The 12,222-nt window shown below is 65.4% G+C and carries 11 protein-coding genes and 1 pseudogene; 7 read left to right on the top strand and 5 right to left on the bottom strand.

Annotation, left to right across the window (positions count from 1 at the left end; all coding sequences use genetic code 11):
• Positions 1–38 precede the first annotated feature (38 nt).
• Positions 39–692, top strand: a complete 654-nt coding sequence (locus AC1RZR_RS13525; RefSeq protein WP_477270443.1) for a dihydrofolate reductase family protein — start codon at positions 39–41, stop codon at positions 690–692.
• A 19-nt stretch (positions 693–711) separates the two neighbouring features.
• On the opposite strand, the gene AC1RZR_RS13520 is transcribed toward AC1RZR_RS13525, so the two are convergent.
• The gene (locus AC1RZR_RS13520; protein ID WP_477270441.1) at positions 712–1,581 is read right to left on the bottom strand and encodes a LysR family transcriptional regulator; all 870 of its coding nucleotides are present in this window, start codon (positions 1,579–1,581) and stop codon (positions 712–714) included.
• Positions 1,582–1,658: 77 nt separating this feature from the next.
• On the opposite strand from AC1RZR_RS13520, the gene AC1RZR_RS13515 reads away from it, so the two are divergent.
• Positions 1,659–2,258, top strand: a complete 600-nt coding sequence (locus AC1RZR_RS13515) for a LysE family translocator (RefSeq protein WP_481828604.1) — start codon at positions 1,659–1,661, stop codon at positions 2,256–2,258.
• A gap of 20 nt (positions 2,259–2,278) precedes the next feature.
• Here the strand turns inward: AC1RZR_RS13515 and AC1RZR_RS13510 are convergent, their stop codons facing one another.
• Entirely contained in the window at positions 2,279–3,073 is a 795-nt protein-coding gene (locus AC1RZR_RS13510; protein WP_481828603.1) for an SDR family NAD(P)-dependent oxidoreductase, read from the bottom strand.
• Between the two features lie 218 nt (positions 3,074–3,291).
• Between AC1RZR_RS13510 and AC1RZR_RS13505 the strand changes: the two genes are divergently transcribed.
• The gene (locus tag AC1RZR_RS13505; protein WP_477270435.1) at positions 3,292–3,747 is read left to right on the top strand and encodes a MarR family winged helix-turn-helix transcriptional regulator; all 456 of its coding nucleotides are present in this window, start codon (positions 3,292–3,294) and stop codon (positions 3,745–3,747) included.
• A gap of 81 nt (positions 3,748–3,828) precedes the next feature.
• On the opposite strand, the gene AC1RZR_RS13500 is transcribed toward AC1RZR_RS13505, so the two are convergent.
• On the bottom strand, positions 3,829–5,007 hold the full coding sequence (locus tag AC1RZR_RS13500) for an MFS transporter (RefSeq protein WP_477270433.1): 1,179 nt from the start codon (positions 5,005–5,007) through the stop codon (positions 3,829–3,831).
• A gap of 208 nt (positions 5,008–5,215) precedes the next feature.
• On the opposite strand from AC1RZR_RS13500, the gene AC1RZR_RS13495 reads away from it, so the two are divergent.
• From AC1RZR_RS13495 to carB, 4 genes are all read left to right on the top strand, one after another.
• Positions 5,216–5,572, top strand: a complete 357-nt coding sequence (locus tag AC1RZR_RS13495; RefSeq protein ID WP_379100639.1) for an ArsR/SmtB family transcription factor — start codon at positions 5,216–5,218, stop codon at positions 5,570–5,572.
• A 55-nt stretch (positions 5,573–5,627) separates the two neighbouring features.
• Positions 5,628–6,389, top strand: a complete 762-nt coding sequence (locus tag AC1RZR_RS13490; protein ID WP_481828602.1) for a metallophosphoesterase family protein — start codon at positions 5,628–5,630, stop codon at positions 6,387–6,389.
• A gap of 139 nt (positions 6,390–6,528) precedes the next feature.
• The gene (locus AC1RZR_RS13485; protein ID WP_477270428.1) at positions 6,529–7,461 is read left to right on the top strand and encodes an SH3 domain-containing protein; all 933 of its coding nucleotides are present in this window, start codon (positions 6,529–6,531) and stop codon (positions 7,459–7,461) included.
• Positions 7,462–7,677: 216 nt separating this feature from the next.
• Positions 7,678–11,181, top strand: coding sequence for a carbamoyl-phosphate synthase large subunit (gene carB / locus AC1RZR_RS13480; protein WP_477270426.1), 3,504 nt, complete (start codon positions 7,678–7,680; stop codon positions 11,179–11,181).
• A gap of 108 nt (positions 11,182–11,289) precedes the next feature.
• Here the strand turns inward: carB and AC1RZR_RS13475 are convergent.
• Positions 11,290–11,684 (bottom strand): annotated as a pseudogene (locus tag AC1RZR_RS13475) (RidA family protein).
• Between the two features lie 84 nt (positions 11,685–11,768).
• A complete protein-coding gene (locus AC1RZR_RS13470) occupies positions 11,769–12,161 on the bottom strand; it encodes a RidA family protein (protein ID WP_477270425.1) in 393 nt (130 codons plus the stop codon).
• Positions 12,162–12,222 lie beyond the last annotated feature (61 nt).

Raw genomic sequence — 12,222 nt, 5'->3', positions numbered from 1 at the left:
CGCGACGGCGTGGATTGAAAGAAACGGGAGCATGGACAATGAGAAAGATCATCGCCGCGACATTCGTCAGCCTCGACGGGGTCATGCAGGCGCCCGGCGGTCCGGAAGAGGATCCGGTCGGCGGCTTCAAGTTCGGCGGCTGGACATTCCACTACTGGGACGATGCCATGGGCGCCTTCATGGGTGAGACCTTCGGCAAGCCCTTCGACCTGCTGCTCGGCCGCAAGACCTACGACATCTTCGCCGCGCACTGGCCGTATCGGGACAACGACCCGATCGCCGAAAGCTTCAACGCCGTCACCAAATATGTGGCGACGCACCGGCACGACACGCTGACCTGGAACAACAGCCAGTCGCTGGGCGACGATGTCGTGACGACACTGCGCCAACTCAAGCAGCAAGACGGCCCCGACCTGCTCATCCAGGGGTCGAGCGACCTGATCCAGACCTTGCTGGCCAATGATCTGATCGACGAGGTCAGCCTGCTGATCTTCCCGCTGGTTCTGGGCAAGGGCAAGCGGCTGTTCGGCAACGGCACGCTGCCTTCCGCCCTCAAGCTGACCCGCTCGCAGGCTTCGAGCACCGGTGTCATCATGGCGACCTACGAGCGCGGCGGCGAGATCAAGGTTGGGTCGTTTGCGCCGGAGAAGCCATCCGAGGCAGAGATCGAACGGCGCAAGAACTGGAAATAGCAGAACCCCAGTTCTATCCTCAAGCCGCCTGCGGCCGCCGCGCCAGCCCATCGCGGATATGGCGCGCGAACTCCTGCGCCGCAGGCCCGACGCCGTGCATGGGCAGGTGCAGGTTGATGGCAAAATTCGGCAGCGGCGGCAGTCCGGAATCCAGGGGCACTATGTCGAGATCGGGCGGCACTGTCGACGCTAGCCAGGTGGTGACGGCAAGATCCGAGCGCACCGTCGCTGTCGTCGCGTCGATGTTGCCGTTCTCGAACACGGTGCGCCATTCCAGCCCATGCTCGCTCAGCGCCGACAGCACCGCTGGCCGGAAGGCGCAGGTGTCGGCGACGATCGAGACCGGCAGCGGCCGCTTGGCGAGGGCGACGCCGCCTTTCGCGCCGACCCAGACCAGCCGGTCGATAGCAAGGCACTCGCCCGCCGTCGGGCCGACCCGTTCCTCGATCACCGCAAGGTCGATGGTTCCACCTGCAAGGGCAGCTGCCAATTCCGGCGACGAGGCGCAGACCAGCGATATCTCGACCTGCGGATAGGTCTCGGCATAGGTCTTCAGCACCGGCGCCAGCAAGGTGCCGACAAGGTCGTAGGGCACGCCGAGCCGCACCTGGCCGGCCACCGGGGTGCCCGCCATTTCGGTCCAGATCTCGTCATTGAGGCCAAGCAGCCGCTTGCCCTTGCCGAACAGCCGCTCGCCGGCGCGCGTCAGCCGCAGGCCGCGCCGGTCGCGCTCGAACAGGCTCGAGCCGAGCGCCTCCTCCAGCCGCTTGACCTGCTGGCTGACCGCACCTTGCGTCAGATGCAGGGCATTGGCTGCCGCCGTCATGCTGGCCTTGTCGGCGACGGTGACGAACGTGCGGATCAGCGCCATGTCGAGATTTCGGATCATGGTTGCATTATACTTGCTAATGCAAACTATGGCAAACATTGCATTTACTGAAGTCGGCGCGTGGCTAGGATAGCCGCATGCTCGAGCCCATCATCCCCCTCATCCTGTTTGCAATCGTCGCCACCACCACGCCCGGCATCGCCACGACCCTGTCGACGGCGTCCGGCGCGCAGTTCGGCTTTCGCCGCTCCGTGCCTTTGCTGGTCGGCAGCGCCGCTGGCCTCGCCACCGTGACCGGCGCTGCCGCCGCCGGGCTCGCCGGCCTGCTGCTTGCGGTGCCCTCGCTGCAACTGGCGATGAAGGTCATCGGCTCGCTCTATCTCGTCTGGCTGGCGATGAAGATCGGCCGCAGCGGACCGCCCAACCTGGATGTGACCATGGCCAGACCGAACAGCTTCCTCGGCGGCGCCGGCATTCAATGGATGAACCCAAAGGGCTGGGCCATGGGGCTGGGCGCCGCGGCCTCTTTCGCGGCCTTGGCCACCGGCCCGATGCAACTCGCACTGCTGCTCGGCGCCACCTTTGGCCTGGCGGCGGCTGCCTCGCTGTCGCTGTGGTGCGTGGCCGGTATGCTGCTTGCCCGGCTGCTCAAGACCGAGTGGCAATGGCGCGCGCTCAACATCGTGCTGGCGCTGGTGCTCGCCGCCTCGATCATTCCGATGTGGCGGTCGGCCTAGAGCCAACCGCCACGCTCTCATCAAGCCGCGTAGCGGGTCGCCGGCTTGTCGGCATGCAGGCTGCCGAAGAAGGCTTGCCGCGCACCGAGGAAAGTGTCCAGCTTGGCGGCGTCGGCAAGCCCCGGCACGGTGACGGCTTCGCCCTTGGCCAGGCCGACAAGTGCGGCATCGACCAGATCGTCGGCCGTCATGACGATCTCCTGCGGAAGGGTGTCGATATCGCTGCCGGCGAGCTCCCAGAAATCGGTCCGGGTCGCGCCCGGCAGCACGACCTGCACCTTCACCCCGGTATCAGCGACTTCGCGCTGCAGGGGTTCGGTGAAGTTGACGACATAGGCCTTGGTGCCGCTGTAGATGCCGCCGAACGAAGTGTCGAAGGCAAGCACCGAGGCGATGTTGACGATGGCGCCACGGTTGCGCGCCACCAGCCCCGGCAGCACGGCACGGGTCAGCCGCGTCAAGGCAATGACATTGACCTTGATCATGCGCTCGGCCGCATCGGCATCGGCGGTCGCCACCACCTGCTGGCCGCCTATGCCGGCATTGTTGACCAGCAGCGTCACGCTGTCGTCGGCGGCGATCGCCTGCTCGACGCGGCGGATGTCATTGTCGTCGGCGAGATCGGCGCTGATCACGCTGACCTTGCGGCCATAGGCATAGCGCAGCTTCTCCGCCAGTTCCTCCAGGCGGTCGGCGCGCCGCGCCACCAGCACCAGATCATAACCCTGCCCTGCCAGCCGGTCGGCATAGACCGCGCCGATGCCTGCCGAAGCACCGGTGACGACCGCCGTACCCTTGTTGCTCTGTCCACTCATTGTCCTGTTCCTTCTTCGACCGATTTGCTGCGCTTCAATCTGGCCGCCGGCAACCGTGGGCAACCGCCCTCGCCTTGCGGCAAAGCCATCCGATTTCATTTAGTGGTATATACCACCATTAATGAAATAGGTATATGCCACTATCTTGTCAATGATCGGAACGGGGATTATTTGAGGGGCAGCGGTCGGGCGTGATGCAGCCGTCGCCGAGAGAAAAAATGTCAAAAGACACCTTGCCCGGCCTGACTCTCTGCAACAACGCCATGCTGCGTCGCGCGGCGCGCAAGCTTGGCCAGTTCTATGATGATGTGATGGCGCCCTCGGGCCTGAAAGCCACGCAGCAAGGCCTGCTCTATCAGATCCATATCGGCAACGAGCCGGCGATGGGCGCCATTGCGGCGTCGCTGATCATGGATCTGTCGGCGCTCGGCCATACGCTGAAGCCGCTGATCCGCGACGGCTATGTCGAGACCTTTTCCGATCCCGACGACCGCCGCATCAAGCGCGTGCGGCTGACGCCGCGGGGTCTGGTCAAGCTCGATGAGGCGATGAAACTGTGGCACGTCGCCCAGCAGCGCTTCGAGGACGTGGTCGGCAAGGAACAGGCGGCAAAGCTGCGCGCGGTGCTGGATGACATCGCCGCGCTGGATTTTGATTTGCCGCCGGCCACCTAGGGCAATTCCAGGAAAAGTGTGAAACGGTTTCCGTCCGGAATTGCGTCAAAGAAATAGCCGGCCGACGATTCTAGACAGACTCTACTCGGCAGGCATGGCGATCGGCCGCGCCGCCCAGCGGCCGGCCAGCACGATGCCAAGCCCGATCAGCGGGAAGGCTGCGGCGACCAGGCCGAGATCGGCCGGCGCGCCGTAGCGCAGCACGGCACCACCGACCACGGCGCCCAACGCCACGCCGAGATAGAGCGCCGAACCGTTGAGCGACAGCACGATCGGAGCGGCATCGGGCGCCAGCTTGATGATGCGGCTGGCCTGCGCCGGCGGGAACGCCCAGCCGACTATGCCCCACGGCACCATCATCGCCATCAGCGCCGGCCCGGCAATATGTGGCGGCAGGAAGGTCGGGATGACCGACAGCATGACCAGCATGGCGGCGCTCAGCGCCAGCGACCAGCCGACGGTGCGGGTCGCGCCGAAACGGTCGGCGGCCTGGCCGCCGGCAATGTTGCCGATCACAGCGCCGACACCGAAGGCGAGCAGCATGCCGGGCAGCGCGATCTGGCTGAGCCCGCCGCCCTCGATGGCCAGCGGCGCGACATAGGCAAAGACGGTGAAGGCGCCGGTCAGCGCCAGCAATGTCGTCAGAAGGATCGGCATCACTCCGGGACGCATGGCTGCCGCCAGCCTGCGCTTCAGCGGCAGCCTGGTGCCGACGATGCCGCGCGGCAGCCGGTACCACAAGATGGCGCCGGCAAGCGCGCCGAGGCCGGCAATAGCGTAGAAGGTGCCGCGCCAGCCGGCGAAGGCCGCCACCAGCGCGCCGAGCGGCGCACCGACGGCGACGGCCACCGTGGTGCCGCCGACGACGACGGCGATGGCGCGGGCCCGGTGGTGGTCATCGACCAGCGCCACGGCGGTTCCCTGCGCGGTCGCCGCGAACAGCCCCGACGACAGCGCCATGACGATGCGCGCGATCAGCAGAAGCTCGAAGGAGGAGCTGAGGGCGGCGGCGATGTTGCCGATGACGAAGAACACCAGCGTCCACAGGATGACGCGGCGCCGGTCCCATTCGCCGGTCAGCGTCGCCAGGATCGGCGTGCCGATTGCATAGGCGAGCGCGAAGGCGGTGATCAGCGTGCCGGCGAGTGGAATGGAGATGCCGGCATCCGCCGCGATGTCGGGCAGAAGACTGGAGATGACGAAGCCTTCGGTCGAGATCGTGAACGATCCGAGCGCAAGCCAGAAGAGGCGCTTGTCCATGGGGCGGTGTCCTTAGTTCAAAAGTTATTGAACAATTGGACATAACAGGGCATGATGTCAATGAAGCCAGGGAAAAATAGCTGAACCCTCCTGACAGCCCTGTGTCAGCACGGTCGGTCGGCACGGATCATGAAACGGAGACCAGTGTGCGGGGCCACGGCGGGATGGATGCGTTGAAATCGGCCCGAACTGTGCTTAGGTTCCAGCCATGACCTTGCCCCACCCCAATACCGACCAGATCAGCCTGCCGATCGTGCTCGGCGTACTCGGCGACCCGACCCGGCTCGCCATCGTGCGCTATCTCGCAAGCAAGGAAGGCGTGCCGCTGAACTGCAGCCAGTTCCTCGATCTCGGCTCGAAGACCAATCTCAGCTACCACCTCGCCAAACTGCGCGAGGCCGGCGTCACCCGCGCCGAAGTGGTCGGCACCAACCGGATGATCACTCTCCGCCGCGCCGACCTCGACGCCCGCTTCCCCGGCCTGCTCGACAGCGTTATCGCCGCGGCCGGCGCTGAGCCGGCGCTGCCGGCGGTCGGTGGCCACGACCTCGAAATCCCCGCCTGAGGCTGTTTCCCCGCCCTCGCTTGAGAAACGTTGCCTCACCACCGGAGCCACAAAAATGCGCATTGCCGTCCTCGCCGATATCCACGGCAATGTGCTGGCGCTGGACGCCGTGCTTGACGATCTTCGGCAGCGCGGCGGCGCCGACCTGACCGTCAATCTCGGCGACAGCGTTTCCGGTCCGCTGTGGCCGCGCGAGACGATGGAACGGCTGCAAGCCCTCAACCTGCCGACGGTGCGCGGCAATCACGACCGCCGTGTCGCCCGTGATCCGGCCGACGAGACCATGTGGGCTTCCGACGTCTACGCGCAGGAACGGCTGACGCAGCCGCAGCTCGAGGTGCTGTTCGCCCAGCCGCTGACGCTCAAGATCGCACCCGGCGTGATCGCCTTCCACGCCCGCCCCGACCATGACGAGAAATATCTGCTCGATGCGATCGTCGATGGCCAATTGGTGCGCGCGCCGCTGGCGGCGATCCGGCGGCGGCTGAAGGCGCTCGACCCGGCCTGCCGCATCGCGCTGTGCGGCCACAGCCATCGGGCAGAGCTGATCCGCATCCCCGATGGTCCCGTCATCTTCAATCCCGGCAGCATCGGCTGCCCCGCCTATGACGATTCGACGCCGTCGGCGCATGTCTCCGAGCAGGGCTCGCCGCATGCGCGCTATGGCATCGTCACCCTGGGCAGTGCGGAACAGCCCGACCGTTTCGAGGCTATCGCCGTCGACTACGACCATGAGGCGGCGGCCAGACAGGCCGAACAGGCGGGCCGACCGGAATGGGCCCACGCGCTCAGGACGGGGTTCATGCCGGCCGGCTGAACTGGCTCACAGACGAAACGGCGGTCGAATTTTCGGGCTTACATGGCAGCGCGTCGTCCCCTATAAAACCGGCCGGGCATGCGGCGGGCTCGACCCGCAGCGTGCACGGTGTCTTTGAGTATCAGGGCACGGCCAAACGATGAGGCGCACAGTCACGCTCCGAACAACCCTGCATGCGCTGATTGCCGTTCCGCTGTTGATGGCGGAATGGCCAGCCGTTGCCGAAGAGGCGCCGGATCTCGTCATTTCCATCGTCACCGGCCTGGCGCCGGACGATCTTCTCAATGTCCGCACGACCGCATCGCCGACCGGCAAGGTCGAAGCGCGCCTGGCCGGCGGCGCCAGCGTCACCAATCTCGGCTGCAATGACATCAACGGCCACAAATGGTGCATGGTCGAGAGCACTGGCAAGGAGAAGTTGAGCGGATGGGCGCCGGCGCGCTACCTCACCCCCCTCAATCCGGCCCCCTATGTCGAAGGCCAGGCAAGACCGGCCGACGGACCGGGGGTCGCCTCCAGTGGCAACGGCAACGAGGCCGAGCAGGCATCGGCGCCGAGCGCACCGCCGTCCGACCTGGCGGCGCGTCTGGGTGGCGCCGGTCCGGTGGCTGGAGCAGAACGCACGCAGAAATCAGCCGCCGAAATCGGCCGGACGGCCATGCAGGATGCCTACGGCCTGGCCTTCGCTGCGCAGGAAAACCCGACGACCGGCGAGATCGAAGAGCCGGTCGCGGCCTGGGCATCCACTGCCCCGCCACCTGACTCCCAGACCGTCGCGCGGCTGGAACCGCCGTCCGGCCATGCCGCCAATGAAATTCCGTGCGCCCGTTATGTCGGCGAACCGATGACGCGTTGCGAGGTCAGCGTCGTGCACAAGGGCAGCGACAATGCAGACGTCACGGTCACCTGGCCCGACGGCGGCACCCGCGTCATCTCCTTCGTCGCCGGCCAGCCCGCCGGCTCCGACGCGCGCAGCGACTTCCGCTTCACCCGCGAAGGCAGCCTGAACATGATCCGTGTCGGCGTCTCCGAACGCTTCGAGATCACCGATCGGCTGGCGCTGGGGGATTAGGTTTCAGGCAGCAGGCAGTAGGGAATAGGCATTGGGCGCTGAAACCTCCCCCAACTGCCCATTGCCTACTGCCTACTCCCCTCATTTTCGGGGTTACATCGGGCAAACTCTTCCCTATAAGGCCCTCCTAGCCTGATACCAGAATCGCGAGCACAACCGGCCGGGTCTTCCCGTCCCGGTTTTTTGTGCAAGCCGCCCGCCGAACGGAACTTCGCCATGCCAAGACGCACCGACATCAAGTCGATCCTGATCATCGGGGCCGGCCCCATTGTCATCGGCCAGGCCTGCGAGTTCGATTATTCCGGCACCCAGGCCTGCAAGGCGCTGAAGGAAGAGGGCTTCCGCGTCATCCTGGTCAATTCCAATCCGGCCACCATCATGACCGACCCGGAACTGGCCGACGCCACCTACATCGAGCCGATCACGCCTGAAGTCGTCGCCAAGATCATCGCCAAGGAGCGACCCGACGCGCTGCTGCCGACCATGGGCGGCCAGACCGCGCTCAACACCGCTTTGTCGCTGCGCCGCATGGGCGTGCTCGACCGCTACAATGTCGAGATGATCGGCGCCGATGCGCATGCGATCGACAAGGCCGAGGACCGCGCGCTGTTTCGCGAGGCGATGAAGAAGATCGGGCTCGAAACGCCGAAGTCGATGCTGGCCAACGCCACCGACGTCAAGAACACCGACCGCAAGACGCATGAGGCCGAGCGCGCCGCCGTCAAGGCCGAGGCCCCGGCCGATCTCGACGCCGCGCTCGACGCGCTGGAAACCCGCTGGAACCTCGGCGAAGGCGATCGCAAGCAGCGCTACATCAGCCATGCGATGGCGATCGCCGCCCAGGCGCTCGACCATGTCGGCCTGCCAGCCATCATCCGCCCGTCCTTCACCATGGGCGGCACCGGCGGCGGCATCGCCTACAACCGCGCCGAATTCTACGAGATCGTCCAGTCCGGCCTCGACGCCTCGCCGACCACCGAAGTGCTGATCGAGGAAAGCGTGCTCGGCTGGAAGGAGTATGAGATGGAGGTTGTCCGCGACAAGGCGGACAATTGCATCATCGTCTGCTCGATCGAGAACATCGACCCGATGGGCGTGCACACCGGCGACTCGATCACCGTCGCCCCTGCCCTGACGCTGACCGACAAAGAATACCAGATGATGCGCAACGCCTCGATCGCGGTGCTGCGCGAGATCGGCGTCGAGACCGGCGGCTCCAACGTGCAGTTCGCCGTCAACCCGGCCGATGGCCGCCTCGTCGTCATCGAGATGAACCCGCGCGTCTCGCGCTCCTCCGCCCTGGCCTCCAAGGCGACCGGTTTCCCCATAGCCAAGATCGCAGCCAAACTCGCCGTCGGCTACACGCTGGACGAGCTGGAGAACGACATCACCGGCGGCGCCACGCCGGCGTCCTTCGAGCCGTCGATCGATTACGTCGTCACCAAGATCCCGCGTTTTGCCTTCGAGAAATTCCCCGGCGCCGAGCCGGTGCTGACCACCGCCATGAAGTCGGTCGGCGAAGTCATGGCCATCGGCCGCACTTTCCAGGAATCCTTGCAGAAGGCTTTGCGTGGACTTGAAACCGGCCTCACCGGATTGGACGAGATCGAGATCCCCGGCCTTGGCCATGGGACTGCGCCCGCCAACCATGCCGACGACCGCAACGCCATCCGCGCAGCATTGGGCACGCCGACTCCCGACCGGCTCCGCATGGTCGCGCAGGCGATCCGCATGGGCACCTCGCTGGAAGACGTGCACGCCATGTGCAAGATCGACCCGTGGTTCCTCGAGCAGATCGCCGGCATCGTCGCCATGGAAGCCCGCATCCGCGAGCACGGCATCCCTGAGGACGCGGTCAATCTGCGCACGCTGAAGGCGATGGGCTTTTCTGACGCCCGCCTCGCTTCGCTGACCAAGAGCGACACCGAGGTGATCCAGAAGGTCCGCGAAAAGCTCGACGTTCACCCGGTCTACAAACGCATCGACACCTGTGCGGCCGAGTTCGCCTCGCCCACCGCCTACATGTACTCGACCTATGAAGTGCCGTTCGCCGGTGCGCTGGCCAACGAGGCGCAGGTCTCGTCGCGCAAAAAAGTCGTCATCCTCGGCGGCGGCCCGAACCGCATCGGCCAGGGCATCGAGTTCGACTATTGCTGCTGCCACGCCGCCTTCGCGCTGCGCGACGCCGGCTACGAAGCGATCATGATCAACTGCAACCCGGAGACCGTGTCGACCGACTACGACACCTCGGATCGGCTCTATTTCGAGCCGCTGACGGCGGAAGACGTGCTGGAGATCCTGCGCGCCGAGCAGGCCTCGGGCGAACTGGTCGGCGTCATCGTCCAGTTCGGCGGCCAGACGCCGCTGAAGCTGGCCGATGCACTGGAGAAGGCCGGCATCCCGATCCTCGGCACTTCGCCCGACATGATCGATCTGGCCGAAGACCGCGACCGCTTCCAGAAGCTGTTGCACAAGCTCGGCCTGACCCAGCCGAAGAACGGCATCGCCTACTCAGTCGAGCAGGCGCGCCTCGTCGCTGGCGAGCTCGGCTTCCCGCTGGTGGTGCGCCCGTCCTATGTGCTGGGCGGCCGCGCCATGCAGATCATCCACGACGAGGGCATGCTGCAATCCTACCTGCTCGACACCGTGCCGGGCCTGGTGCCGGAGGACATCAAGCAGAAATACCCCAACGACAAAACCGGCCAGATCAACACGCTGCTGGGCAAGAACCCGCTGCTGTTCGACACCTATCTCTCGGGCGCCATCGAGGTCGATGTCGATTGCCTGTGTGACGGCAAGGCGACCTTCGTCTCCGGCATATTGGAGCACATCGAGGAGGCCGGCATCCATTCGGGCGACAGTGCCTGCTCGCTGCCGGTGCATTCGCTGCCTTCGGAGTTGGTCGACGAGCTGGAACGCCAGACAGCGGCACTCGCCCGCGCGCTCAATGTCGGCGGCCTGATGAACGTGCAGTACGCGATCAAGGACGGGACGGTCTATGTGCTTGAGGTCAATCCGCGTGCGTCGCGTACCGTGCCGTTCGTCGCCAAGACCATCGGGCGGCCGATAGCGAAGATCGCCGCCCGCATCATGGCCGGCGAGACGCTGGAAGACGCCTTCGCCCATTACGGCGCCATGCCCGACCCCAGGAACCCCGGCCACATCGCGGTCAAGGAAGCGGTGTTCCCCTTTGCCCGTTTCCCCGGCGTCGACATCTTGCTCGGCCCGGAAATGCGCTCGACCGGCGAGGTCATGGGCCTCGACCGCGACTTCGCGCTCGCCTTCGCCAAGAGCCAGTTGGGCGCCGGCGTCGACCTGCCGCGCTCCGGCACGCTGTTCGTCTCGGTGCGCGACGAAGACAAGAAAGGCATATTGCCGGCCGTCAAGCGCCTGGCCGGCCTCGGCTTCAAGGTGATGGCAACCTCGGGTACAGCCCGCTTCCTCGCCGAAAACGACGTCGTCGCCGAGAAGATCAACAAGGTGCTGGAAGGCCGCCCCCACATCGAGGACGCCATCCGCAACCGCCAGGTCCAGATCGTCTTCAACACCACGGACGGCCAGAAGGCGGTTTCGGACTCGAAATCACTGCGCCGCGCCACCCTGATGCAGAAGGTGCCGTATTACACGACGCTGTCGGGTGCGGCTGCGGTGGCGGAGGCGATTGCGGCGCTGAAGGCGGGGAGCCTCGAGGTCAGGCCTCTGCAAGAGTATTTTGCTTAACTTTGTGCCCGCTACTTTTGGGAGAATATCAAGCGACTAAGTTCTGGGCTTGTAACGGCGGGAGGGCACAGCCGGCCCCTGTCTAACCCGTAAATGTGTGGCGCTGGCTCACGCCACCGCCACACACTCGATCTCGATATCGAACTCCATCGGCCATGACGCCACCGGCACGAAGCTGCGCGCCGGCGGGTTGACGCTGAAGTACTTGGCGTAAACCCGGTTGATCGCGCGTTGTAGAAGCCGGAATTGACTGCGTAGATGCGCACCATCACCACGTTGTCCAGCGAGGTACCGGCCGCCTCCAGGCAATGTTTCAGCGCCTTCAGCGAGGCATCGGTCTGCGTTTCGATGTCGCCGCGCACCATCTCGCCGGTCACCATGTCCACCGGCGGCGTCGCCGAGATGAACACGAAGCCGTTGGCCTTCACCGCTGTCGAACAGGGCAGGCCAAGCGCCCGCACCTTGGCCGACATGACCGGCACTTCGATGACTTCCTTCTTCATTGGCAATCCTCCCTTTGTTTACAGGGAGCTTATCGCGCCGCCGGCCGAACGCCAGAGCCGAGCCATGGTCCAGGCCGGCTCAGCTCACGCCACCGCGACACACTCGATCTCGATATCGAACTCCATCGGCCATGACGCCACCGGCACGAAGGTCCGCGACGGCGGATTCTCGGGAAAATGCCTGGCATAGACGCGGTTGATGGCGTTGTAGAAGCCGGAATTGACGGCATAGATGCGCACCATCACCACATTGTCGAGCGAGGTGCCGGCCGCCTCCAGGCAATGTTTCAGCGCCGTCAGCGACGCCTCGGTCTGCGTTTCGATGTCGCCCTTGACCAGTCTGCCGGTCAAGATATCGAGCGGCGGCGTGCCGGACACGAAGACCAGCCCGGCGGCCTTGGTCACCAGCGACAGCGGCACGCCCAAGGCACGCACAGCCGCCGACAGCACCGGCACTTCGACGATTTCCTTCTTCATGGCAACCTCCCTCTCCTGCATTTTGCAGGGAGCTTATCCGCCTGCCTTGGGAAGGCCAGTG

This window comes from Mesorhizobium bavaricum, from assembly GCF_056781655.1.
This window is presented reverse-complemented; position numbering and strand designations above follow the sequence as displayed.